The sequence below is a fragment of the Shewanella sp. KT0246 genome (assembly GCF_019654955.1).
Classification (GTDB): Bacteria; Pseudomonadota; Gammaproteobacteria; order Enterobacterales; family Shewanellaceae; genus Shewanella; species Shewanella goraebulensis.
In genome coordinates, this window is the sequence record NZ_BPEV01000012.1 from 31,149 (window position 1) to 57,239 (window position 26,091).

A 26,091-nucleotide genomic window follows, 5' to 3' on the forward strand; every position below is an offset into this window, starting at 1 on the left:
GGCTTATAAAGGTTAGCCTTTAAGCTTTAGTCTAAGATATCAAAGTATTACTTACTCATTGGCTTAGTCGCAGAGTCTCTTACGATAAGTGCTGGATTAAATGTGTTTTCAACTAATGGTTTAGGGTCATTATAAATATGCTTCAGCACCCATAAGGCTGCCATTTTACCCATTTCATGAATTGGGTTATTCACTGTGGTGAGTTTTGGTGAGATATATTGCGGAAAAGGAATGTTGTCGTAGCCAACAAACGATAGCTCTTCAGGAATACTCATGCCTTTCTTAAGACAAACCGCAATAGCACCAGAAGCCATTTGATCATTGGCACACACTACAGCTGTAAAGGGTTTATTAACTTTGAACAGTGCATCCATGGCTTCACTGCCACCTTGCTCTTTATAGTTTCCTTCGTAAAAAAGCTGTTGATCAAACTCAATGTTAAATTCAGCTAAAGCACGCTTATGGCCAGACAAACGGTCTTGCGAGTCGAGTTTAAACAGTGGCCCAGAAATATAGGCCAGGTCTTTGTGACCATGCTCCAGTATATGTTTTGTTGCTAGGTAACCACCAAGCTCATTATCTAGATATACACAGCGCTCACTGATTTCGTCAATGTAACGGTTAATGAGTACAATAGGAGTATTACCTTGGTGAAGCTTGATGAGGTATTCATCATCAACGGCTTCAACATCTAGAATTAATGCATCGCAGCCTCGGCTAATTAAAAACTCTACACCGTCTCTTTCTTGAGATTCGTCGCTGTGACCTGCTGCAATGATAACGTGCTTATTACCTGCACGAAGGGCTGTCTCAATTTCGGTCATCATCGGACCGTAGAATGGACCGTCAAGTTGCGAGACAAGAACGCCAACACTATTAGAGCGGCTAGACGCAAGTGATTGAGCAATGGTATTTGGGCGGTAACCCAATTGATCCATCGCACTCATCACTTTTTGTCTGGTTTTTTCACTGACCTTGGTGTTGTTATTCATCACGCGTGAAACGGTTGCCAGTGATACGCCAGCTAAGACTGATACGTCGTATATTGTCGCCATATATCCCTATTTAATACTGTTTAGCTTATGAAAATCAAAACGTCGGTTAGACTAGCATGAACTATTTAGCATAATCATTAAAAAAAAGTCTTAAACAGCGAAGAATAATGAAACAACTTAACTGTTAAATAGTTTTTTCTATTGAATGTATAAATTGTATCAGGCCATAAAACCGTTAACTATATACAATTTTGAATAGTTCATAAGAAATTCTTAAGCAATAAGTATCTGTTTATTGAGTTATTGCTGCATGCACTTCTTCAACTTGTTTATTGTCTAATTTATACCACTTCATCACTATTGCTACGATAATAGAACCTACAGCAGGGTAGATAGTGAATGAAATTAAAATACCTTGCTGAGTCGCTGCTGTTTGTTCAACATCGGCTTGATAACCATATAACGCTAGTAACCAACCTGCAGCTGCCCCGCCAATTGCGACACCTAATTTGATAAAGAAAATCACCGATGAATAAATCATTCCGGTTATTCTAACGCCGGTTTTATATTGGCCGTAATCAACAACATCAGCCATTTTAGCCCAAAGCAGTGGCGTGCCCATATTGAAGGTAAAGCCCCACAATATAAATAAGGCAAAAGCGATTTCAACTTGATCACCTGAGACAAAATAAGCAGCAATACAGAGGGCTGCAGCGATAAATTGAATCGTAATGTAGGCTTTGACTTTACAAACCCGTTTAGCTAATGGCTCAGCTAAAATACAACCAAAAATGTTACCAATCATACCTAAGGTAATAAAGAGAGTGATAGAGTCAGGCATATGCAAATAATATTTAACGTAATAAATCGCTAAACTGGTTTTAAGTACCATACCCGATAACAACCAAATTGCGGCAATAGAGAGGATGCGCCATTGGTCGTTTTGCCAAAGTAACTTGAAGTCTCTTTTAAAGCTCAAGTTTTGATCTTTAGGTGGGTGTAAACGCTCTTTAGTACCTAAAAAGCATAAGACAAACATCACTACGCCTAACGCACTCATTGCCGCTATTGTAAGTTGGTAGCCTTTTGCTTGGTCGCCTTGGCCGAAATATTCCACTAACGGTAAAGTTAATGCCGACACCATTAATCCGCCAATCATGGCAAATACAAAGCGATATGATTGGACTGACACGCGTTCTTTAGGATCTGCAGTTAATACACCGCCTAATGCACAGTAGGGAATATTAATAGCTGTATAAACCATCATTAATGCCGTATAAGTGACGAAGGCATATATCATTTTACCTTCTTCGGCTAAATCTGGTGTGGTAAAAGCAAGTACACTGATTAAGCCAAACGGCAGCGCGAACCACATAAGGTAGGGACGAAACTTACCCCATTTGGTTTCTGTTCTATCAGTTAATGCGCCCATTAGCGGGTCTGTTATCGCATCGATAAAGCGAACGGCAAGAAACATGGTGCCGACAAATGCAGGTGAAATACCAAAAATATCAGTATAAAAAAAGGTTAAAAACAACATTACTGTTTGGAACACTATATTACTGGCTGTATCACCTAATCCATAGGCTATTTTCTCTTTAACGCTAATCATGCGAACCTCTTTCGGGTCATTATTATTTTTAAAGTATAAAGTAGGGTATCAAGCACATACCTGTGCTGATTGGTGCCGGTAGTAATTATTTAGCTCTTTGGCTAATAAAATCACGATAAGCTAATCCGCTTCGCTTAATGGTGCGTTGTTGAGTTTGATAGTCAACATACACTATCCCGAAGCGTTTTAAATAGCCTTCAGCCCATTCAAAATTATCCATTAAGCTCCAAGCAAAATAACCATCTACTTTAACACCTTGCTCTATAGCATCATTAACCGCATTTAAATGCGCTTGATAATATTCAAGTCGGTCTAAATCATTTACAGCGTCATCAACAATTTTATCGTCCATCGCTGCGCCATTTTCGGTGATGTAAATTGGCGGCAATGTATAGGTGTTATGTAAGCTAGTTAATAAGTCAGTGAAAGCGGCTGGATAAATTTCCCACCCGATATCGGTTTTAGGGGCATCTTTCATGTCTATTTGGACAAATTGATTGTCACTGCAGGCTTGATATACAGCGCGGGTATAAAAGTTAATCCCCAAGAAATCAATTGGCTGGCTAATAATATCCATATCACCAGGTTCAATATTAGGTTTGTCACCATCATCAAAGTCATTAATGATGGCTGGATACTCACCATCCATAATGGGTTTCATGTACCACTGGTTAAAGTAGTCATCAGCGATTTGAGCAGCCTTTTTATCTGCGGGGCTATCTGAATAGGCATAACAAGGGGTGAAGTTGAGTACGATACCGTTTAAAGAGTCAGGGCTATTTTTTTGAATAACTTCCATCGCAAGACCGTGAGCTAATAATAAATGGTGAGCTGACTTACGTCCGAATGCTTTAGTCGCAAGCCCTGGAGCATGAATACCGATTTCATATCCTAAGTAAGAGCTACAAAAAGGCTCATTCAATGTGGCGTAGGAATGAACACGGTTACCTAGAGCTTGCGTTATTTTATCGGCATAGTCTTGAAAAAGATAAGCAGTGTTGCGGTTAAGCCAGCCACCTTGATCTTCAATGTGTTGTGGTAAATCCCAATGGTAGAGGGTTGCGTATACTTTAATACCACGGCTGATGAGTTCGTCCATTAGCTTGGTATAAAAGCTCACACCTTCTTGATTCAGGCTGCCATCTTGATTAATCACGCGTCCCCAAGAGATCGATAATCGATAAGCATCAACGCCCAATGACTGGATAAGCTCAACATCATTTTTCCATAATGCCACATGTTCACAAGCTTGCTTGCCGTCAGAACCATCACGAATTTTTTGTGGCGTCGCACAGAAGGTATCCCAGATACAAGGTAAGCGAGAATCTGCCGCTCCTTCAATTTGAAAAGAGGCGGTAGCAACCCCAAAAGTAAAATCCTTTGAGTGCATTTTAGAATCTGATGGTAAAGATATTTTCATATTTATTATTCACTTAATATGTTTCTGACGTATTCCTGTCAATTCAACTCCAATAGCTGAAACTCAAGCTGTTATTGAAGTGCTGTTACAATTTTTACTAACAAAAATCGTTGACTTTCGTTATCGGTATGTTAAAAATGAAAGCGCTTACATCGAGACTAGTGATTAATTAACAAAAGGTCAATAATTGATTTAGATAATTCTCGAAACAGCCTATCTGTGTACTACAAAAGGTGTAGAACAAGCGTGTTTAGATAGTCTTTGACCATAAATACATAATAATTAAAGAGGAAATGTCATGGCTAGCGCACCGGTAAATGCAGATGCTGCTGAAATGGGAAGTGTTCATCAAACGGGGAATTTCAAATTTGCCCTGATGGCATTAACGTCACTATTTTTTATGTGGGGTTTTCTAACCTGCTTAAATGACATCTTAATTCCTTATTTAAAAAATATGTTCGAATTAAGCTATACCCAAGCCATGTTAGTGCAATTTTGCTTCTTTGGTGCTTATTTTATTGTATCTATTCCAGCAGGGCATCTTGTCGGAAAAATTGGCTATCAAAAGGGCATTGTTACTGGGCTTGCCATTGCCTGTGTTGGCTGCTTGATGTTCTATCCATCAGCAAGTTACGCATCTTATTGGATGTTCTTGAGCGCTTTTTTTGTTCTTGCTGCAGGGATTACTATTTTACAAGTCGCAGCAAACCCATATGTCAGTGCACTTGGGCCTGCTGAAACGGCTTCATCAAGATTGACCATGACCCAGGCTTTTAACGCCTTAGGTACAACGGTCGCGCCATTTTTCGGTAGTTACCTTATTTTAAGCAACATGAGTCATGGCTCAGAATCAGGAGGGGCTGATTCGGCAGTGTCAACAGCAACGGTTGAAGCTGTTCATCAAGCCAGTACAGTGCAAGTGCCTTATTTAATGTTAGCTGGCGCATTATGTGTGTTAGCGATTATTTTCTTCGTTCTTAAACTACCAGTACTGGGTATTAATGAGCAAAAAGCTGACACAGATTCAACAGCAACAGGCAGTGCGTGGAAATATCCTCATCTTGTATTAGGTGCAGTGGGTATTTTTGTTTATGTCGGTGCTGAAGTCGGTATAGGTAGCTTTTTAATTAACTTTTTAACCCAACCTGATATTGGCGGCTTTACTGAAGCACAAGCAGCCAAGTACATCGCATACTACTTTGGCGGCGCTATGGTTGGTCGTTTTATTGGGGCGTTAGTAATGCAGAAAATTGCTGCAGGTAAAGTACTGGCATTTAACGCGACGTGTGCAGTGCTGTTAGTTGCAGTAGCAATGCTTGCAGAAGGCACCACAGCTATGTGGGCATTATTATTAGTTGGATTATGTAACTCCATTATGTTCCCAACGATTTTCAGTTTAGCGCTGGCTGATTTAAAACAACATACTAGTCAGGGCTCAGGTGTGTTGTGTTTAGCTATTGTGGGCGGAGCAATCGTGCCGTTATTACAAGGCATGCTAGCTGATTCATTTGGTATTCAATTGGCATTTATTTTACCGCTAGTTTGTTATGCATTTATCGCTTATTACGGTTTAGTGGGCAGTAAAGCCAAGCGTCCACAACAAGCGGTTTAATTAAGTTTTAACTGAGTGGCTGACATCGTGAATTCATTCAGGCAATCAAATTTAGACATTACTAAAAGAATAGATAAGGCAAAATTTATGAAAAAGGCAAATAGGGTTATCGCAAGGAAGCAATTAACGTTGCCACTGCAAATCATCGCCGTATTGGTTGGACTGTCTGCTTGCTCGGATGATGATAAAAAGGCTATCCCAACTGAAGTTGAGTCAGATCAACAAGTGGTAGTGAAAGTTGCACAAACAAATGAAGATGCTATCACAATGGAAAATAACATTGATATTTGGCCTACCTTAGATATTCCGTTAGCAAAAGACGCTGAACTTGAGGCGCGTATTTCTAAGTTAATGGATAAGATGACTTTAGATCAAAAAATTGCCCAAATGATCCAACCAGAAATTCGCGACATCACTGTTGAAGATATGCGTAAATATGGTTTTGGTTCTTACTTGAATGGTGGTGGTGCGTATCCCAATGATGATAAACACGCGACACCTGCTGATTGGATTAAATTAGCTGAAGATATGTATCAAGCCTCAATGGATGACAGCCTTGATGGCATCGCGATTCCAACAATGTGGGGAACGGATGCGGTACATGGTCACAACAACGTGATTGGCGCGACTTTATTCCCACATAACATTGGTTTAGGTGCAGCGAATAATCCTGAACTTATTCGAGATATTGCCGCGATTACCGCTAAAGAAGTGATGGTTACCGGTATTGATTGGGTGTTTGCACCAACAGTTGCAGTGGTACGTGATGATCGCTGGGGACGAACGTATGAAGGTTATTCAGAAGATCCTCGCATTGTGAAAGCGTATTCGCACTCAATTGTAGAAGGTTTACAGGGTAAGGTTGGTGATGACTTTTTATCTGATCAACATGTTATTTCTACCGTTAAGCACTTTTTAGGTGATGGCGGTACCGAGAAGGGCATCGATCAAGGCCAGAACATGGACTCTGAACAAGAGTTATTTGATATTCATGCTCAGGGGTATGTCGGTGGATTAACCGCTGGTGCACAAACTGTCATGGCATCATTTAACAGCTGGCAAGGCAAAAAAATTCATGGCGAGAAGTATCTGCTGAATGATGTACTAAAAGACAAAATGGGTTTTGATGGTTTTGTAGTTGGTGATTGGAATGGTCATGGCCAAGTTGATGGTTGTACAAATGAATCTTGTGCCCAAGCTGCAAATGCTGGTTTAGATGTATTTATGGTACCAACAAGTGCTTGGAAGCCATTATATGAAAACACGATTGCACAAGTAAAAAGCGGTGAAATTACTCAAGCTCGAGTTGATGACGCGGTTCGCCGTATTTTAAGAGTTAAGTTCCGCGCTGGTTTATTTGAAAAACCAAGCCCAGCTAACCGTGCTATTTCAGGTAAAACTGAATTAATTGGCGCCAAAGCACATCGTGATGTCGCAAGACAAGCTGTGCGTGAATCATTAGTGCTATTGAAAAATAACGCTAATATTTTACCGCTAGCACCTAATTCTAAAGTTCTTGTTGCTGGTGATGCTGCGGACAACATTGGTAAACAGTCAGGTGGCTGGAGTATTACTTGGCAGGGTACGGATAACTTAAACGAAGACTTCCCTGGCGCAACGTCTATTTATGCTGGTATTGAGCAAACAGTCAATGCGGCTGGCGGACAAGCTTGGTTAAGTGTTGATGGCCAATTTGAAGCCGTGAATAAACCCGACGTTGCGATTGTAGTATTTGGTGAAGAGCCCTACGCTGAAGGTAACGGTGATATTGATAACCTTGAATATCAGCGTGGTGATAAGCGTGATTTAGCCTTGCTAAACTCTTTTAAGTCACAGGGTATTCCAGTTGTTTCAGTCTTTATCAGTGGTCGCCCTATGTGGGTTAACCCTGAATTGAATGCATCAGATGCCTTTGTTGCTGCATGGTTACCGGGTACTGAAGGTGACGGTGTTGCTCAAGTATTATTTTCAAATGTTGATGGCAAAGTGAATGCTGACTTTGTCGGTAAGCTTTCATTCTCATGGCCAACGACACCGCAGCAAACCACAGTCAATGTGAATGATGAAAATTACCAGCCATTATTTGCCTATGGATATGGTCTTAAATACGGTGAAAAAAGCCAAGTTTCCGATAGTCTTTCAGAAGATAACTTTGCATCTGAAGCCAAACTTGAGCCGTTAGCTTTATTTGAACGTGCAGTGAAAGCGCCATGGAAATTGATTATTGGTACTGAGAGCACAATGGACACTGTAAGTAGCAGTATTCAACAGAATGATGCATTGACCCTAAGAACCTTTGATAAAGCTGTTCAAGAAGATGCTCGTTTGGTTAACTTTAACGGCACAGGTCTGGGTTTTGTTGGCTTAATCAGTAACTTCCCGCGTGACTTACGAGCTTATTCAAACAGTAATGCTGCCTTATCTGTTTTAATCAAAACCACCAATAAGGTTGAAAAACCTGTCATGCTGGGTGTTGCGTGTGATAGAGATTGCCGCGCAGATGTTGATATTGCTGGTGCTTTAAATTCTTCAGTTGGTGATTGGCAAACCATTAGTGTTGATTTGAAATGCTTTGCTAACCAGCAAGTTGACTTCGGTAATATTAATACGCCTTTCTATTTGGCAACCGATGGTAAAGCTGAAATTAACTTCAGTGATTTATTAATTGTTCCAAATGCGGCAGATGACGCCACGATTACCTGTCCAGCTTCATAACTAACCTTGCTACTTGGCTAGAAATTGGCTAGCCAAGTAGGTCTTTACTCCTGCACTGCTGTGAACTTGCAATTAACTTTGTAAGGGATTTTGTTGGATTTTTTTCAAGATTTTTTGCTATTTCCTTGGGGGGAAAATGAAAAAATTACCACCAGTTTTAACTCTCACTAGTGTTAGTGCTTTAGCTGCATTGTTAATCGCTTGCGGTTCAGACAATACATCAGAGGAGGTTGTAAATGATACCGCAGCCGCTGATAACAGTGTTGAACAACCACAAGAAAGTCCTTGGACGCTTATTTGGAGCGACGAGTTTGATGGGACTGCGATTGACTTAGATAAATGGAATCTCGCCCACAATTGTTATGGTGGCGGTAATCAAGAACATCAGTGTTATACCCAACGGGATGAAAACAGTAAGGTCGCTGACGGTTTATTGGTTATCACTGCAGAACGTGAAGATTTCAGTGGTCCAGCCGTTGCCTTGGGCGATCCTAATTATGATGCTGCAGACACTTCTAAACAGCAGCCATATACTTCGGCGCGATTAGATTCGACTAATAAAGGAGATTGGAAATACGGCCGCTTTGAAATCCGCGCCAAAATGCCACAGGGTCAAGGTACTTGGCCTGCAATCTGGATGTTACCGACAGACTGGGTTTATGGTCCTTGGGCAGGATCCGGTGAAATCGATATTATGGAGGCGGTAAACCTGAAAGTGGTCACAGAAGGCTCTGAACCTGAAGCTAAAGTGCATGGCACTTTGCATTACGGTAAAGCGTGGCCAGGCAATGTTTACTCAGGTGCTGAGTATACATTGCCAGAAGGCGCTAACCCTGCTGATGATTTTCATGTCTACGCCCTTGAATGGGAAAAAGATGAAATTCGCTGGTACGTTGATGATGTTCACTTTGCTACACAGCGCTCAACAGGTTGGTATAGCCAATACACAGACAGCGATGGCAATCTACAAAATGCCTTGGAAGATGGCCCATACAATCAATCATTTCATATGATTTTGAATTTGGCTGTCGGTGGTACTTGGGCTGCAAATGTCAATAATACGGGGGTAGATGAAAGTGTATTCCCACAAACTTTAGAAGTTGATTATGTACGTGTTTATGAGTGCAGTGTTTCGCCTGAAACTGGACAAGGTTGTGCTTCTATAGATGAAGCAGCAGCAGAAGTGGTCGAAGGACATTTAGCACCAGAAATTAGCACACCATCAACAGATATTGGTGCAGGTCCTGAGTTCATTATGTACAACGATGCCCTAGCTGAAGGGTTGAGTTTAGACAGCTATAACCCAGATAATTCAGTGACGTTAACCTCAGTTCAGGTTGAAGACCGTGGTGAAGTACTTCAATTGGATAAAGTGGGTGCAACGGGTAACGCGTATTTTGCTTACCCGCCAACAGCAGACTTGTCCCACTGGTCAGCTAACGGTGTTTTGGTATTTGATTTAAACGTGATGAGCACTGACAACGATGTCGATTTGTTGGTCAAAATTGACAGTGGTTGGCCTAATGTCAGTGATACTAATGTTGAACTACCTGCGTTAAATACTTGGACAGAAATTCGCTTACCGATTGATGAACTTGTAGCAAGTGGTAATCAATTTTCACCGGGTAGTTTTGCTGATTTAGCATCCGTTTCAAATCCATTTGTTATCGAGCCATTGGGTAATATGAGTTTGCAAATTGATAATGTGCGTTATGAATATGATGTGGCACAAACAGATGAACTGATTGTATATGATGATGCTGTCAAAGCGCCTTTTGAAATTGGTCATTATGCGGCAACAGGGAGTGTCGGGATTGAGCAAGTTGATGTGGGCGGTGATAACGGATTAGTAAGTCAATTTAGTTTCAATACAAACGAAGCGGTGGTTTATTTTCAAAGTCCTAATTTTCAACAAGATGTGAGTAGTTTTAATTTTGTTGAATTTGACTTAAATGTCACCACAGATCCCAGAGAAGTTCGAGACTTTAATATCAAAATTGATTGCGGACACCCTTGTAGTTCGGGAGATTTTGCTATCAATGCACCAGCAGTAGGCGCATGGACTCACTATAAAGTAGCCTTAGCAGATGTAGTAGCCAATACTGGTTCTAGTTTAGATTTAACCAAAGTTGATACGCCTTTAGTTGTTTTCCCTGCATGGGGAAATCAAAATGGTGTGGTCATGCAAGTTGATAACGTCATGCTGACTAAATAACTTGAACTTGGTTTAAGGCGTATTATTTAATCCTAGTTGGGTTTTAACAGTTTGAATACGAATGCAGTCAAGGCGTTGAGGGTTTTATGCTCATCGTTCTTGGCTTACTATCAAACTGAGGTTACAAATAAGTAACAATGGTGTGTTTGTTATTTAGGTTCGAATACGTAAATTAGGAATTTTTTATATAAGTGCATTCATACAAATGAATTTGTACAAGTACATTTATATAAGTGGATTCATATAAGTAATTTTAATAGGCAGTTTTTAATGTCTAAGACAAACTAAATAGTTATAAATCTTTAATACAGTCAATGGCATAATGTGAGCTGATTATTTTCTGGCTTAAAAGTCAGTATTTTCTAAGGAATGACCTTTGACAATTAAAGCATTAGAACAACAAATTAGTTTAACTAAAGCACAACTAGATATCGTGATTGCCATTGCTAGACAAGCAGGCGATGCCATTATGCAAGTGTATTCGACACCTGACTTGCAAGTAGAGCAAAAACAGGATGACAGCCCGGTAACAGCGGCTGATATCGCCAGCCACAATGTGATTGTGGGCGAGCTTGAAAAATATTTTGCTGATATTCCAGTGATGAGCGAAGAAGCTGCGGATATTGACTGGGACGTACGTAAAACATGGGCCACTTACTGGTTAATCGATCCATTAGATGGCACCAAAGAGTTTATTAAACGTAATGGTGAGTTTACCGTCAATATTGCGCTTATTCATCAAGGTAAAGCGGTTGCAGGTGTTGTTTACGCCCCCGTTTTAGATAAATGTTATTCAGGAATAGTAGGTCAAGGAGCTTGGCTTGAAAGTGATAATACGCAACAAGTATTGGATATCAGTGAGCAACCCATTAATGCTAAACCTATTGTCGTAGGTAGCCGCTCACATATTAGCCCAGGCCTTGCTGAGTACGTTGCCAATATTGGTGAGCATCAAATGCATAGCGTTGGTAGTTCGCTTAAGTTTTGTTTAGTAGCTGAAGGCAATGCCGATGTTTATCCACGTTTAGGATTAACAAGTGAGTGGGACACTGGAGCTGCGCAAGCCGTATTAGAAAGTGCAGGTGGTCAGGTGCTTAAATTCCCTGAGTTAACTCCACTTGAGTACAACCAAAAAGAAGATATTTTAAATCCGTATTTTATTGCCGCATCACCTAAATGGTTTGAGCGTAAATAGTTTTTGTATCAAGGTTTGATTGAACATCTGAGTGTATTTAAGTCATAGCACACAGTTATTTCATCAAGGATACAGGCTTTACACAATCAAGATTGCAGCACCAAATGCGTATTTAGCTACAAATTATAATTAAATGGAGAGAGAAGTTATGATGCGCATGGGTGTTGACCTTGGCGGGACAAAAATTGAGTTAGTGGCGTTAGCGGAAGATGGCAGTGAGCTGTTTCGTAAACGTGTTCCTACTCCTAAAAATTATCCAGGCACTCTAGATGCCATTATAGGTTTAGTGGATGAAGCCGAAGCTGAAACTAAACAAAAAGGTTCTGTTGGTGTTGGGATCCCTGGTGTGGTTTCTCCTTTTACAGGCTTAGTTAAAAACTCAAACTCGACTTGGATTAATGGTCATCCATTAGATAAAGATTTAAGCGCTCGACTTGATAGAGAAGTTCGCGTGGCAAATGATGCTAACTGTTTTGCGGTTTCTGAAGCTGTGGATGGCGCTGCAGCGGGCAAAGGTGTGGTCTTTGGCGTTATCATTGGCACGGGTTGTGGCGGCGGACTATCGATAAATGGTCGAGTTCATGGTGGCGGTAATGGTATCGCAGGTGAGTGGGGACATAATCCACTACCTTGGATGACATCTGATGAATTTAATTCGACTTCATGCTTTTGTGGCAATAAAGATTGTATTGAAACCTTTATTTCAGGTACTGGCTGGGTTCGTGATTTTCGCCGTGCAGGCGGTGAAGCGGATAGTGGCATTCAAATTTCTCAAATGATGTCAGAAGGACATCCGTTAGCCACACAAGCATTTGTGCGCTATATCGATCGTTTAGCGCGCTCACTAGCACATTTGATTAATATGATTGACCCTGATGTGATTGTTTTAGGTGGCGGGGTTTCAAACATTGATGCCATTTATAACGAACTACCAAAAGTATTGCCTAAATATGTCGTCGGACGAGAGTGCGATACCATTGTGGTTAAAAACCAATTTGGCGCTTCTTCAGGTGTTCGTGGCGCTGCTTGGCTTTGGGGCAAAAACGAACATTAAATTACAGTTTAAAATGTTTGAAAAAATATTTAACGGCGCTTTTTAGCGTCGTTTTTTATTGTGAAATTGATGATTAAAGTGATTGATATCTGCTTATTTTCGCAATCTACTTCAACAGTCGATACAATAGGGGAATTCCACTTTAGCTAACTCTAATTGAGCAGATTAACAGCAGATGAAATTGATGTTTTGGTTTAAAAAAGTCCTGTCGCAATTTGTCATGCCAGTTCCATTTATATTGATATGCTTATTTGTTGCGCTTTTTATATGGCGTTTTAAAGCTAAAAAACTCAAATCATTTGGTCAGTTCTGTTTAGCGATGGGGTTATCGGTTTTAATGCTATTGAGTAACTCTTTTATATCTGCCAATCTCGCAGAAAGTTTAGAGTCTAGATACCCTGTAAATGAACTCCCTCTAACACAAATAAATCAAGATGCATGTTATGTGATGGTGCTAGGTTCAGGACATCGCGAAAAGCAAAACATCAGCGCGGTGCAGCAATTATCATCTACGGCATTATCTAGACTTTCAGAAGGGATTAGACAGCTTAAGCTGGCTGGTAGTCACTGTACTTTAGTTGTCAGTGGTTGGAGCGGTGGGCTAACTCCAACTCCTCATGCTGTGATCATGAGACAAGCTGCCATTGAACTTGGTGTTGCTGCTGACAACATCGTTATTTTTCCTGATGCGCTAGATACCATTGAAGAGGCACAATCGATGAAATCGCTTGTGGGTAACACCCCATTTATTTTAGTGACTTCAGCAACTCATATGCCTCGCTCAATGATGATTTTTACCACCAATAAGCTTTATCCCGTTGCCGCACCCACTAACTTTCTAAGTTCGCTAGGGTACTGGTGGCGATTCAGTGCAGAAAATTTATTTATCTCTCAGCGCGCGATTCACGAATATGTCGGTATGCTTTGGATAAATGTTAAAGGGCTCATCACCAATGTCTTATGAAACACCTGAAACTGATAATCAGACCAACAAAAACAAAGGTCCAAACCAACAGACTACAAAAACACAGCTGATTAGTCCTTATGGCAAACGAAATGGCATAACACTCAGTGTGTTTGGCGCGATAGCGCTGTTTATCAGCCTTATTTTATTTATTAATGCTAAAAGCTTGTTTGGTATTGGCATTGTGTTATTTGGTTTCGGCAGTGTGAGCATAATTTTAGGTATCGCCAAAATTAATCAGCCTAAAGCCAGTTTTAAACTTACTGAGACAGGGCTAGATTTTTTTCACCAACGGGGCACAGTTCATATTGGTTGGGACAATATTCAAAGAGTGGATGTGTCACGGGTCACTCAAAATCTTGAGTTAATTGAACTACCCTACATTGGGTTTAAATTAAAACGAATAAACCCCATTCTTGATTGTATTTCACCGCGTTTGGCAACGGGTTTATTAACAGAGCAACGTCCATTGCTCATGACTGCTGCAACCCAAGATGAAGACTTACAGAGTTTAGAAACCTATTTAGGGGCCGAGTTTACGCCACTTGTAGTCAATGGGGATAGGTATCGTGGAGTGTTAGCAATGTTCGGGCATCGTTGCCAAACATTAGAGAGTCACTTAGGATTTCATCTTTATATTTCAATAGATAGCCTTGATAGACCACCCGCAGAGTTTGTTGAGCTATTACGCGAGTGGCAACAAGAGCATTTACTTTAATAGAGTTAACTTCAGTAAGGCTTACTTCAATAAGCCCATTGAGCTTAAGCTATTTAGTTTATGGCAGATAGCTCATGGCAGATAGCCTACACACTAACTGCAGAAAGCTGTGGGCTTTCAGCTGGTTCATCAGAAGGACTGACGACTTTTTCATTTAGCAAGCTGTTGTGCTCTAAGCTTTCATCATAGGCTTTGCGGTAACCAATAAACTGGCCGTTATCTAAGATTTCCATACGTTTACTGTATACTTCGCCATCGAAAGTACCTGTGTTAGTGATGGACAGTTTTTCACAGGTGATATTGCCACTCATTAGGCCAGATACTGTAGCTTCAATACAGACTACTCCGCCTGTTACCACGCCAGAAGGTTCTACTGTTACATTGCCAGATGCGCGAATTTCACCATTGATTTTACCAGCGATGAGCACATCTCCAGCGACTTTTATATTACCCGTTAATTCACAATCATTAGCGATGAAACTTAAGTTACTGGTAGGGCTTTTTTTACTAAACATGTAGGCTCTCTTTTTTCGCAAATTAGTCCACTATCAATAAGCGACCGAAATGGCTTTATTATAAAATTTAACAATTAATATAACGGCAAATAAAATCAAAAAAAACCATTAAATTTTGACTACCATGTCTTTTTCTGGCGGATAGTAGAATAAATCACTACTATTCACTGATTTTTGACTCATTGATACTAATTGACGCAGCAGGACAAGGGGATACACAAGCACCGCAGCCTGTACATGCATCGGTATCAACAATGGGTTTAGGCACTTGACCGACAGCCATTTTAAAGCTGATGGCGCGAGGATCGCAGGCATCTTTGCAACTTTGACACCAAACACCTTTATATGTCAGGCAAGAGTCATTAATGATGGCTTTGATCGTCCAAGGAGTAGCTTGAGTAAGATCAAAAATAGGTTCTTTACATACAAGAGCGCATTGCTGACAAAAAGTACACTCTTCTTCGGTAAATTTGATTTCAGGGAACCCGCCATCTCCTTTGATTAATACTTTGGTTTCGCATGCATCAATACAAGCATTGCAGCGAGTACACTCGTCGGTAAACTCGATTTCTGATTTAACCCATGGTGGCCTTTGTGCATCAAACTTTTTGCGACGAAACAAATTTCTGCGACTGTGATTAATTGATTGGCTCATATTTATTCCGATGACACTGATGTCGTAGTTTGACTATTACTTTAACGAACTCTTGATTTAACTTCAGAGCGATTGATTGCACTTTTTAATCGTTATAACCATTAGGATTAGTTGATTGCCACAACCAGCTGCTTTCAACCATTGACTCAAGTGTATGTACTGGTTGCCAGTCTAATTCTTCATAAGCAAGAGTAGCGTCGGCAAAGTATGCCGCAAGATCGCCATCACGACGCTCACTAAAACGGTATGGGATTTTCTTACCGCAAACTTGCTCAAAGGCCTTAATGATTTCGATTACGCTATAGCCGCGACCGGTGCCAAGGTTATAGGTTACGATTCCGGGCTGTTTAGCTAATTTTTGCAGTGCTTTTAGGTGGCCTTGGGCGAGGTCTACCACATGAATATAATCTCTAACGCCTGTGCCATCTGGGGTGAGGTAATCACTACCAAAAATGTACAGTTCGGGAAGTTTACCCACTGCAACTTGGCAAATAAACGGCATTAAGTTATTTGGTGTATCAGTTGGATCTTCACCAATTAATCCGCTTTCATGGGCACCGACAGGATTAAAGTACCTCAACACAGCAATATTCCATTGCTTATCAGCAATTTGTAAATCTGTTAATAGCTGCTCAACCATCAGTTTTGATTGGCCGTAAGGGTTAGTTGCACCTGTGGAAAAGTCTTCACGAATCGGTAAACTCTCAGGGATCCCATAAACTGTGGCCGATGAGCTAAATACCAATTGTTTAACGTTATGCTCTGACATCACCTGGCATAAAATAATCGTTCCTGTGACATTGGTCTCGTAGTACTGCAGTGGTTTATTGACCGACTCGCCAACGGCTTTTAAGCCAGCAAAATGAATTACCGCGTCTATTTGATGATCTGTAAAAATTTTATGTAATAAGGCTTTATTGAGCACACTGCCTTGGTAAAACACACAAACATTACCAGTTATCTTTTCGATACGATCTAGAGCGTTGACGTTGGCATTAGATAAATTATCTAAAATGATAACTTGCTGCCCAGCATTCAAAAGTTCAACAACAGTGTGGCTTCCAATGTATCCCGCACCGCCTGTTACTAAAATTGCCATGGTCTTTCCTTAACTCTGTAGAGCAACACTTTTTGTTGAGTCATGTGTCATATTACTAACTGTTTAGCACAACAGTGCTGAAATTGGGGCTGACCAACCTAATACAACAAAAGCTAACCTATTGTCGTTATTGTACTGAAGTTATCGGTTTGAATATAACATTTGTTGTTTTAAATCATTTTAAACCACTAAACCGTGAATCCGTAGCCTAGTAAACTGGGGATTTTTTCAATAGTTCTTCTTGTTTGTCAAACATTAACTACATTTTAGTTTATTGATTTTAAATGACTAAATAGCATTATATCGATGGTTGTAGTGAAAAGTTTACGTTTATAGCTACCACATGAACCAAGAATAAACCCTGAGGTTGTTAACAAATATGAAACCTTAGCACACTATGAAGGGAGAGAAGTTTACGTAAAGTGACACTTATGAGCAAAGTAACAAATTACACAGCAAAAATTCCTGACAGTCAGGGTTATATTCAGTACACAGATGTAGAACATGATGTGTGGCATGAGCTGTATCAACGCCAAGCGATCAATATGCCTGGCAGAGCTTGTGAAGCCTATATGAAAGGCTTAGATGCGCTGGCAATGCCAAGCAATCGGGTACCACAATTAAAAGAAATTGATAAAGTGCTAGTTGAAGCTACTGGCTGGAAAACCGAAGGCGTGCCTGCACTTATCTCATTTGGGAAGTTCTTCGAATTATTGGCGAATAAGCAGTTTCCTGTAGCCACATTTATTCGAACTAAAGAAGAATTTGATTATCTACAAGAGCCTGATATTTTTCACGAAATTTTTGGGCATTGTCCGCTATTAACCAATCCTTCATTTGCTCACTTTTCCCATATTTATGGGCAATTGGGACTTGCAGCTTCGAAAGAAGAAAGAGTTTATTTAGCACGTCTTTATTGGTTTACCGTAGAGTTTGGTTTAGTGAAAGGTGATGATGGTGAGTTGAATATTTATGGTGGCGGTATTTTAAGCTCACCAGGCGAGACCTTGTATGCATTAAGTGACGAGCCTGAACGAAAGCCGTTTGATTTAATTGAAGTATTAAGAACGCCGTATCGCATCGACATCATGCAGCCAATTTATTATGTCATTGACAGTGTTGATTATCTTGATGAAATTGCCGAGATGGACATTATGGCTGCAGTGACAGAAGCACGTAAACTAGGCATGCTTGAACCTAAGTTCGCACCTAAAACGATTGCTAGCTAGCCTTAACGATCGTTAGTTAACATTATAAAATTTAAATAAAAATACAATATTATTCAGGAGTTGTTATGTCTGATTTATCAGAGTTGAAGTGTGAAGCTTGCCAAATTGATGCCCCAAAAGTGACTGAGCAAGAAATGATTGAGTTCAGCAAAATGATCCCTGAGTGGCGCGTTGAAAATCGTGATGGGATTAATCAATTAGAACGGGTATATAAATTTAAAAACTTTAAGCTTGCGATGGTATTTACTAATCAATTAGCGGAACTTGCTGAAGCAGAGTTTCACCACCCGGGAATCTTAACTGAATGGGGCAAAGTCACCGTAACTTGGTGGTCACATTCAATTAAAGGCCTGCATAAAAATGATTTTATTATGGCTGCGAAAACAGACCAGTTAATCGGTTAATCATCTTAACTATTAATTTCAGCAGGTTACGTTAACGTAACCTGCCTTTGTACTTCCTCTGTTACAATTCTACTGTAAACAACACTTGCCACACGCCTCATAACCTTTTAACGTATCGCTCACAAATAAAGAAGGATGGTATTTCTCATTATTTTTTAATGAGTTTTCTTTAATCCTCGTATATTCCAGAAAATGACTGATAGGGAATAGTTGTATATGCGTTTGGAAGTGAGCTGTTTAGATCGCATCGGCCTTGCGAAAGATATTCTCGAAGTATTAGAAAACTATGGCATTAACTTAATCGCCATTGATGCCAGTAATAAAGGTTTCTTGTACTTACAATTTGCTGAAATTGGTTTTGAAACCTTAAGCGAATTAATGCCCCTTATACGAAAAGTAGAAAGTGTTCATGATGTTCGTACTGTGTCATTTATGCCTTCAGAACAAGAACATTATGCATTAAAAACCTTATTGCAAACCTTACCAGACTCGGTTTTTTCCATTAATTCAAAAGGTCGCATTCGCATTGTGAATGAATCTGCATTGCTGACCTTAAACATGCATGAGCATGAGGTCATTGATGAGTCATTAAATCATTGGGTTCAAGGTTTTAACTTTTCACGTTGGTTGACTGAAGCGCCAGTACTTGCACAAGCAACCCGAGTGCAAATTGGTAGTAACGAATACTTAGCCGAAATGCTGCCGATATATCTGCCGGATGAAAACAATGCCAGTATCCTTGCTGGCGCAGTTGTGTCGCTTAAATCTCCAGCAAGAGTGGGCAAGCAATTTAATGCACTGCAAAACCAAACCACAGGGTTTGACAACGTGTTAGCGGTGAGTGACAAGATGAAAGATGTGCTTAAGCAAGCAAAGCGCATGGCACAATTGGATGCACCGTTACTTATTACTGGTGAAACAGGTACAGGTAAAGAGTTAATGGCTAAAGCGAGCCATGACGCTAGCATGCGCCGTGAACATCCCTTTATCCCAATTAACTGCGCCGCACTGCCTGACAGCGTTGCTGAAGAAGAATTATTTGGATTCGTTTCTAATGACGGTCAAGTGGTAAAACGTGGTTTGTTTGAAGAAGCTAAGGGCGGCACAGTCTTCTTAGATGAAATAGCTGAAATGTCGAAAGCGGCGCAAGTGAAACTGCTTCGATTACTACAAGATGGCACCTTTAGGCGTATTGGTGGCGATGAAGAAGTAAGAGCCGATGTACGTATAATTTGTTCTACCCAGAAAAATCTGGCTGAGTTATGCCAATCTGGTGAGTTCAGAGAAGACTTATATTATCGCATTCATGTGCTGAGTTATCACATGCCGTCATTGCGCGAGCGTAAAGTCGATGTCATACCGCTAACGGAAATGTTCTTAGAGCACTACAGCCAGCAGCTTTCTAGTCCACTTCGTCGTATTTCAGCTACTTGCCGAGATTACCTATTTACCTATGCGTGGCCAGGCAATGTCCGTCAATTAAAGAATGCAATTTTTAGAGCTGTATCGATGTGGGATGGTTCTGCTGAGTTAACTGTGGAGCAATTAAAACTACCATCTTATGCTGAAGGTTTTGGCTATTTTGATGAAGAGTTCGAAGGCAGTTTAGATCAAGCCATGAAAGAATATGAAGCGAGTTTATTAAGACGCTTATATCCAGCTTATCCAAGCACTCGTCAATTAGCGAAAAAACTTGGGGTTTCCCACACGGCGATTGCCAACAAACTGAGAGATTACAAAATTACCAAAAAGCGTTAACGCTTATTAGAGTTGCGGTTGTCATCAGTGACTCGATGGTATAAACAAAGTATGTGTAACGATTTAATGCCAGCCATATGCTGGCATTGTCGTGTTTTTAAGACGTATATTGGCTTAATTGGCAATAAGTTGAGCAATGTATCAAAAGGTTTACAAAACTGCTGACACCTTGCAAAAATGTGATTTGCCTCACGCTATATTAATTTGGCTAAGCTTAAGGTATTTCTAGCCTTAAGAAGGCTATTTTTGTTGATATTAACCTGCGAAAGTCATGATTGAATCATCAGTTAACGAGATTGATGGATTCAATATACTTAGCAGCAATGATAATTTTATAAATTTAATATCGACCTTATTTGTACCTATTTAGGAGTCAAAATGAAACTTGCAAGTTATAACAACGGTCGCCGTGATGGCCAACTTATGTTAGTTAGCAAAGATTTAACTAAAGCCGTTGCAGTACCTGCTATTGCTAAAACAATGCAGCAATTACTTGATGCTTGGGATTTACTTAATCCTCAACTACAAGAGTTGTATGAAGCGTTAAACGCAGGTCAAATGGATAATGCAGTGGATTTTGACGAAGCTCGTTGTTTATCTCCGCTTCCTCGTGCTTACCAGTGGGCTGACGGTAGTGCTTATGTGAACCATGTTGAATTAGTGCGTAAAGCTCGTGGCGCTGAAATGCCTGAAAGTTTTTGGACGGATCCTTTAGTTTATCAAGGTGGCTCAGATTGTTTTATCGCACCTAAAGCTGATATTGAAATGGCCAGTGAAGAATATGGTATCGACTTTGAATCTGAAATTGCTGTCGTAACAGATGACGTTGCTATGGGCGTTGATACTGAAAATGCGGCTAAGCACATAAAACTATTAATGTTAGTAAATGACGTGTCGCTACGTAATCTTATCCCTGGTGAGCTAGCTAAAGGTTTTGGCTTTTTCCAATCAAAGCCATCAAGTGCATTTTCGCCAGTGGCAATCACTCCCGACGAGTTAGGGGACAAGTGGCAAGATTCTAAAGTTCATTTACCATTAGTGACCCACTTAAATGGTGAATTATTCGGCCGCCCAAATGCGGGCGTAGATATGACGTTTGATTTTAGTCAGTTAGTGGCACATGTTGCCAAAACTCGTCCATTATGTGCTGGCGCTGTGATTGGTTCAGGAACTATTTCAAACTACGACCGTAGTGCTGGTTCTAGCTGTTTAGCAGAAAAACGTATGTTAGAAATCATTGCAGACGGCAAGCCAGCAACGCCATTTATGCGCTTTGGTGATACCGTTCGCATTGAGATGTTTGACGAAAACGACAGCAGTATTTTTGGTTCTATCGATCAAAAAGTTGTCGAATACAAAGGTTAATCCTTCATATTAATGAAGCATTTAATTAATCAAAAGCAATAACGTTGTGCGTTATTGCTTTTTTTATACCTATTAAACACTCAGTTCAACACTGATAAGCTTTACGCAAGATTGATGAATAAGGATATACGATGAAACTATACGGCTACTGGCGCTCTAGTGCGGCCTATAGAGTGCGAATTGCACTTAATTTGAAGCAACTTAACGCTGAACAACTCTCAATTCATTTAGTTAAAAATGGAGGAGAGCAGCACAGTGAGATGTTTAGTCAGTTGAATCCACATCACTTAGTGCCAGCTTTAATCGATGAAGATGAGCAAGGGGAATTTACACTTACTCAGTCAATGGCCATTGTAGAGTACCTTGAAGAGCAATATCCTCAGCACCCGATATTACCAACAAACCTGAAAGAACGCGCTATAGTCCGCGCAATGTCGCAGTCTATTGCTTGTGAAATTCATCCGTTAGATAACCTGCGTGTATTGCAGTTTTTAGCCAAAGAAATGGGCGTGGATGAAGAAGCCAAAATGAAGTGGTATCACCATTGGATCCATCTTGGTTTTAAAGCGCTTGAAGTTCAATTAGCTGACACCGCCGGACAATTTTGTTTCGGTGATTCGCCGACAATGGCAGATATCTGTCTGATCCCTCAGGTTTATAATGCATACCGATTTAATGTCGATATGACACATTATCCAAACATCGTCAGGATTTGGCTGCAGTGTAATCAATTGCCTGCATTTGCCAATGCCGCACCTGAAGCACAAGATGATGCTAGTTAGGACTTTATTTCGAGATAATAATTCGTAAAGTTTACATGTTATTGAGTGAAGCCCGAAAAAGATTGTGTTAGCTTTAGCTGATAAAAGCACGCTATTGATTACATTTGTTGTCAACTCATTTGCAATGATTATGTATTAATATTCTGTTTTTATTGGCTATTAACCATTATCGGTATTTTCTATGAACTATGAAACTCAGTTAAAAAATTGGTTGTTAAGTGAACCAATAAGAATGTCTGCGCTTAAGTTAGTTGCGGATTTTTTTGCTGAAAATGAAGTTCAAGATTGGTACATAGCAGCAGGGTTTGTACGAAATCTAGTGTGGGATAAATTACACGATGCTCCGGTGTCTGAATTAAAAGATATTGACGTCATTTATTGGTGCCATGAAGAAACCAGTATTTATCGAGATAAACTCATTGAGTTGGCATTAACGGAGCAAATCAATTTACCTTGGTCTGTTAAAAATCAGGCGAGAATGCATAAGAAAAACAAGCATCCAGCTTACAGTTCTTGCTTAAATGCAATGTCATATTGGCCCGAAAAACAAACAGCTGTTGCAGTAAAGCTAGATGAAAATGATGAGCTTGTTATTAATTCGGTGTTTGGTTTGGAGACGGTATTCAACTTAACAGTTAATTATAATCCCAAAGCAGATGAGTCAGTTTTTATGAAGCGGGTATCAAGTAAACCTTGGTTTAATAACTATCCAAAATTGTCGTTAGAGCTATAGATCTAAACCCAAATAAGGCCTAACTAGATATTCTGAAACAAGATCTCTAATGTGAATGTAAGCACCACTTGATTGATTCTTTCAGCATCCTCTTCCTTAGTCCAAGTGTATTCAGGTGTTAATGCAAAAAACAGCCACTCTCTTAAATAGTTCTGACGATATGTTAGTCCAACACTGGCTGTCTCTATATAGTTGTACGGCTCAGTTACACCATTAATTCTTGCTTGATAACTGATTGCCTGTGTATCACTAATATATTGATAGAGTTGCAATCCTGTTCCTAATTCCCAACCATTATTTCTATTCTCATATTGAACCGCACTATTCCAGCGTAGTAAAAACTCGTCATTAAAAGCGTGTTCGAAATCGAACTCTGAGGTTTCACCGGTGACTTTTTTCTCTTGATATAGTGTCTGTGTAAATCGCCACAGGGTATTTTGAGATATTGGGTAGGTATAGCGATAGCGCGCTTCAATTTTAGGTTTAAAGCTGGCTTTTATGTTAAAGCTGGTTCTATCTTTTGCGTACCAGTCATAGCGCAAACTGACGTCGCGTTCATTGTCATCATCTGGGCTTTTGATAAATGAAAAGGGATCATCTTCGCCAGTTGAATCAAATATCAGCTTAAGCTTTTTACTCATACCAGGCAGATTCAAGTGAGCTTTGATATTAGAGCGATATTTAAAGCCTTCTTTTTCAAAATATGTAAAATCGTTGTACCAGCGAATAATGGTTCCCGCTCTTGCGTCGTCAGTAATTCGCTCATCAACAAAAAAGCTATCGAACCAAATTGCAGGCTGACAAAATTTGGTATTTAAATAAGCAAAGGTTTTGTCTAATGGCATATCGGTTTGCGAGCGGCTGTAGCAAGGTGAGTTTTCTATGCTTTCAGAGATAGACTCATCGACGTCTTTATTAACTGATTGCTGGTTTGACTCATTAGACTTTGTGGTTTTTTGAGGGTTAGCTTTAGTTTCCGTGCTTTTTGCAATGTCACTTTTAACACTACTTTCAATTTTGCTATTATTTTCAATCGTTCCCTCTAACTTTCTGTCCCTGATACTGCTTGTAATATTAGAAACGTGAGCAGCGTTTGCAGAATTGATACTTATCACAATTGAATTGATTGTTAGCCATAACATGGTTTTCCATTTACACGTCATTTGAAAAGAGCACTACCCAAAACTATTAAACACTTGTATCTCAATCGTATCATTTTTCGGCCTGTAAAGGTTTGCTAGATAAAATTTATTCACAGTTTGAATGTTGTAATTATGTAAGCAAAGTGCATATTTCAAGTAATTCTCTAGGGGCAGGGAAAGGACTATTAAGTGGTTATTTAATCGACAGTCGCGCTCTTTAAACATACATATAATAAGCATCTTTGTCATGAATTTAGTTGTTTTTGTGATCGAGATCAATCTAAGTGAGTACCTATTTAGGTGTAAGGGGTTTTATTGATCTGTATCAATATTGTAACGATTAAACTCTGGCAGTGTAGCGCCAATTGTTAAATGTGTTTACGTAAAAGCACTAATTATGTTGCATACATGGAGTCGTCATAATGAATAAAAAATTAGCCCTTAGTCTTGTTGCCGCCAGCATTTTATCTGCTGGAGTTTCTACTTCTGCATTCGCTCACCAAGCTGGTGATTTCATCGTTCGAGTGGGTGCTGCAGCCGTTGTGCCAAATGAATCAAGTCCAGTCATTGCTGGTATTTCTGAATTTAGTGTTGATGATAATACTCAAGTGGGTCTTAACTTCACCTATATGCTTACAGATAATTGGGCCGTTGAGTTATTAGCTGCGACTCCATTTAGTCATGATATTTCACTAGAGGGTGTGGGGAAAATTGCTGAAACTAAGCACTTACCGCCGACTTTAGTGGCTCAGTACTACTTTGGTGATGCAAACTCGAAATTACGTCCTTATGTTGGTGTTGGTGTGAACTTTACTAATTTCTATGATAACGAAATTACTAATGAAACCTCACTTGAATTAAACAATTTAAGTCTTAGTAACTCATGGGGTTTAGCTGCTCAAGTGGGTATAGATTATCAAGTGAATCAAAACTGGCTAGTCAATGCTTCAGTTTGGTATGCTGACATTTCAACAGATGTGAACTTCAATGCGGGTGAGACTGCATACCCTGAAACGACTGTTGATATTAACCCTTGGGTTTACATGGTCAGTGTTGGTTACGCTTTTTAGAGTTAGAACTATTTTGAAGATATCTTAATGAATTAATCTTCCCCCCAAAATAAACAGGAGCCTAGAGCTCCTGTTTTTATTTGATATTACTCAATATTTTACTTTTTCTTTTTAGCTTTCCAGTGACGGGTATTATAAATAAACTCTGGTAAGCCCATTGTTAACCAAGCCACTAAACGCCAACGCTTAGTCACATATACTCTCCGCTTACCTTTCTGCATCGCTTTGATGATTTGTGTCGCGACTTTAGGCAATGGCGGCAGCCACAATTTACTCTGCTGCATTGCTGCTTTATCTAATAAGCCTAATTGAATATCAGTGATGGTAATAGGTAACTTCAAGCGCTGTGCGTGCATACTCAAACCTTCAAGATAGTTTTGTGCATAAGCCTTTGAAGCATGATAAGCCACACTTGGTCCGCCACGTAAACCTGCGATTGAGTTTATAGCAGCAATTTGGCCGTAGCCTTGTTCACGCATCAAACGGAATGTCGTATTACAAATGGCGGTAAAGCCGCTGACATTCACATCAATAATATCTTGCTCTAATTGCCAAGGCAGTGATTCGTGATATCCATTTAATCCAGTATTGACCAATACCAGATGGGCACCATCCATGCTTAACCAGACTTTCTCTAATTGGCTAATAATTGCAGCTGGATTTTCAATATCCAATGGTAAAACGTCAACTTTAGTAGGAAGTTGCTGGGCAAACTCCTTCATGTCATCAGGATTTTGAACAAATAGCACTAATGAAACGTTTTGCTGCGCTAATTGGCTTGCGATTTCTTTACTAAGGTGTGAGCTAGCGCCCACTATTATTGCGTTTGCTTGTGTCAT

General features: G+C 40.0%; 22 protein-coding genes. 14 read left to right on the plus strand and 8 right to left on the minus strand.

Annotation, left to right across the window (positions count from 1 at the left end; translation table 11 throughout):
- Window positions 1-47: 47 nt before the first annotated feature.
- The 3 genes from K5Q58_RS07660 to K5Q58_RS07670 all read right to left on the minus strand — a co-directional run bounded on the left by K5Q58_RS07660 (window position 48) and on the right by K5Q58_RS07670 (window position 4,027).
- Window positions 48-1,055 (minus strand): LacI family DNA-binding transcriptional regulator, encoded by a 1,008-nt coding sequence (locus K5Q58_RS07660; RefSeq protein WP_220753358.1) that lies wholly within the window; start codon window positions 1,053-1,055, stop codon window positions 48-50.
- 232 nt (window positions 1,056-1,287) lie between these two features.
- Window positions 1,288-2,607, minus strand: a complete 1,320-nt coding sequence (locus K5Q58_RS07665) for a glycoside-pentoside-hexuronide (GPH):cation symporter (RefSeq protein WP_220753359.1) — start codon at window positions 2,605-2,607, stop codon at window positions 1,288-1,290.
- An 85-nt stretch (window positions 2,608-2,692) separates the two neighbouring features.
- Window positions 2,693-4,027, minus strand: coding sequence for a GH1 family beta-glucosidase (locus tag K5Q58_RS07670; protein WP_220753360.1), 1,335 nt, complete (start codon window positions 4,025-4,027; stop codon window positions 2,693-2,695).
- Between the two features lie 298 nt (window positions 4,028-4,325).
- Here K5Q58_RS07670 and K5Q58_RS07675 point away from each other — a divergent pair, with 298 nt between their 5' ends.
- The 7 genes from K5Q58_RS07675 to K5Q58_RS07705 all read left to right on the plus strand — a co-directional run bounded on the left by K5Q58_RS07675 (window position 4,326) and on the right by K5Q58_RS07705 (window position 14,500).
- Window positions 4,326-5,639 (plus strand): sugar MFS transporter, encoded by a 1,314-nt coding sequence (locus K5Q58_RS07675; RefSeq protein ID WP_220753361.1) that lies wholly within the window; start codon window positions 4,326-4,328, stop codon window positions 5,637-5,639.
- An 87-nt stretch (window positions 5,640-5,726) separates the two neighbouring features.
- Window positions 5,727-8,354: an exo 1,3/1,4-beta-D-glucan glucohydrolase gene (locus K5Q58_RS07680; protein WP_220753362.1), complete on the plus strand. Its 2,628-nt coding sequence runs from the start codon at window positions 5,727-5,729 to the stop codon at window positions 8,352-8,354.
- Window positions 8,355-8,490: 136 nt separating this feature from the next.
- On the plus strand, window positions 8,491-10,569 hold the full coding sequence (locus tag K5Q58_RS07685; RefSeq protein ID WP_220753363.1) for a glycoside hydrolase family 16 protein: 2,079 nt from the start codon (window positions 8,491-8,493) through the stop codon (window positions 10,567-10,569).
- Window positions 10,570-10,945: 376 nt separating this feature from the next.
- Window positions 10,946-11,764, plus strand: coding sequence for a 3'(2'),5'-bisphosphate nucleotidase CysQ (cysQ, locus tag K5Q58_RS07690; RefSeq protein ID WP_259651276.1), 819 nt, complete (start codon window positions 10,946-10,948; stop codon window positions 11,762-11,764).
- Window positions 11,765-11,912: 148 nt separating this feature from the next.
- Window positions 11,913-12,818 (plus strand): fructokinase, encoded by a 906-nt coding sequence (gene mak, locus K5Q58_RS07695; RefSeq protein WP_220753364.1) that lies wholly within the window; start codon window positions 11,913-11,915, stop codon window positions 12,816-12,818.
- A 184-nt stretch (window positions 12,819-13,002) separates the two neighbouring features.
- Window positions 13,003-13,782, plus strand: coding sequence for an ElyC/SanA/YdcF family protein (locus K5Q58_RS07700; protein WP_259651277.1), 780 nt, complete (start codon window positions 13,003-13,005; stop codon window positions 13,780-13,782).
- Window positions 13,772-14,500 (plus strand): DUF2982 domain-containing protein, encoded by a 729-nt coding sequence (locus tag K5Q58_RS07705; protein WP_220753366.1) that lies wholly within the window; start codon window positions 13,772-13,774, stop codon window positions 14,498-14,500. Before K5Q58_RS07700 ends, K5Q58_RS07705 begins: the two co-directional genes overlap by 11 nt.
- 86 nt (window positions 14,501-14,586) lie before the next feature.
- On the opposite strand, the gene K5Q58_RS07710 is transcribed toward K5Q58_RS07705, so the two are convergent.
- The 3 genes from K5Q58_RS07710 to galE form a co-directional block, all read right to left on the minus strand.
- Window positions 14,587-15,015: a polymer-forming cytoskeletal protein gene (locus K5Q58_RS07710; protein ID WP_220753367.1), complete on the minus strand. Its 429-nt coding sequence runs from the start codon at window positions 15,013-15,015 to the stop codon at window positions 14,587-14,589.
- A 160-nt stretch (window positions 15,016-15,175) separates the two neighbouring features.
- A complete protein-coding gene (gene napF, locus K5Q58_RS07715; RefSeq protein ID WP_220753368.1) occupies window positions 15,176-15,670 on the minus strand; it encodes a ferredoxin-type protein NapF in 495 nt (164 codons plus the stop codon).
- An 85-nt stretch (window positions 15,671-15,755) separates the two neighbouring features.
- Window positions 15,756-16,769: a UDP-glucose 4-epimerase GalE gene (galE, locus tag K5Q58_RS07720; protein ID WP_220753369.1), complete on the minus strand. Its 1,014-nt coding sequence runs from the start codon at window positions 16,767-16,769 to the stop codon at window positions 15,756-15,758.
- 431 nt (window positions 16,770-17,200) lie between these two features.
- On the opposite strand from galE, the gene phhA reads away from it, so the two are divergent.
- The 6 genes from phhA (at window position 17,201) to K5Q58_RS07750 (ending at window position 23,040) form a co-directional block, all read left to right on the plus strand.
- Window positions 17,201-17,998: a phenylalanine 4-monooxygenase gene (phhA, locus tag K5Q58_RS07725; RefSeq protein ID WP_220753370.1), complete on the plus strand. Its 798-nt coding sequence runs from the start codon at window positions 17,201-17,203 to the stop codon at window positions 17,996-17,998.
- Between the two features lie 65 nt (window positions 17,999-18,063).
- Window positions 18,064-18,402: a 4a-hydroxytetrahydrobiopterin dehydratase gene (locus K5Q58_RS07730; RefSeq protein WP_220753371.1), complete on the plus strand. Its 339-nt coding sequence runs from the start codon at window positions 18,064-18,066 to the stop codon at window positions 18,400-18,402.
- 216 nt (window positions 18,403-18,618) lie between these two features.
- Entirely contained in the window at window positions 18,619-20,160 is a 1,542-nt protein-coding gene (tyrR, locus tag K5Q58_RS07735; RefSeq protein WP_220753372.1) for a transcriptional regulator TyrR, read from the plus strand.
- 378 nt (window positions 20,161-20,538) lie between these two features.
- The gene (locus K5Q58_RS07740; protein WP_220753373.1) at window positions 20,539-21,525 is read left to right on the plus strand and encodes a fumarylacetoacetate hydrolase family protein; all 987 of its coding nucleotides are present in this window, start codon (window positions 20,539-20,541) and stop codon (window positions 21,523-21,525) included.
- Between the two features lie 131 nt (window positions 21,526-21,656).
- Entirely contained in the window at window positions 21,657-22,307 is a 651-nt protein-coding gene (gene maiA, locus K5Q58_RS07745) for a maleylacetoacetate isomerase (RefSeq protein WP_220753374.1), read from the plus strand.
- Window positions 22,308-22,488: 181 nt separating this feature from the next.
- Window positions 22,489-23,040 (plus strand): nucleotidyltransferase family protein, encoded by a 552-nt coding sequence (locus K5Q58_RS07750; RefSeq protein WP_220753375.1) that lies wholly within the window; start codon window positions 22,489-22,491, stop codon window positions 23,038-23,040.
- Between the two features lie 23 nt (window positions 23,041-23,063).
- Here K5Q58_RS07750 and K5Q58_RS07755 read toward each other — a convergent pair whose 3' ends face one another.
- The gene (locus K5Q58_RS07755) at window positions 23,064-24,182 is read right to left on the minus strand and encodes a hypothetical protein (RefSeq protein WP_259651278.1); all 1,119 of its coding nucleotides are present in this window, start codon (window positions 24,180-24,182) and stop codon (window positions 23,064-23,066) included.
- Window positions 24,183-24,601: 419 nt separating this feature from the next.
- On the opposite strand from K5Q58_RS07755, the gene ompW reads away from it, so the two are divergent.
- Window positions 24,602-25,252: an outer membrane protein OmpW gene (ompW, locus tag K5Q58_RS07760; protein ID WP_220753423.1), complete on the plus strand. Its 651-nt coding sequence runs from the start codon at window positions 24,602-24,604 to the stop codon at window positions 25,250-25,252.
- Window positions 25,253-25,350: 98 nt separating this feature from the next.
- Here ompW and K5Q58_RS07765 read toward each other — a convergent pair whose 3' ends face one another.
- Entirely contained in the window at window positions 25,351-26,091 is a 741-nt protein-coding gene (locus K5Q58_RS07765; protein WP_220753424.1) for an SDR family oxidoreductase, read from the minus strand.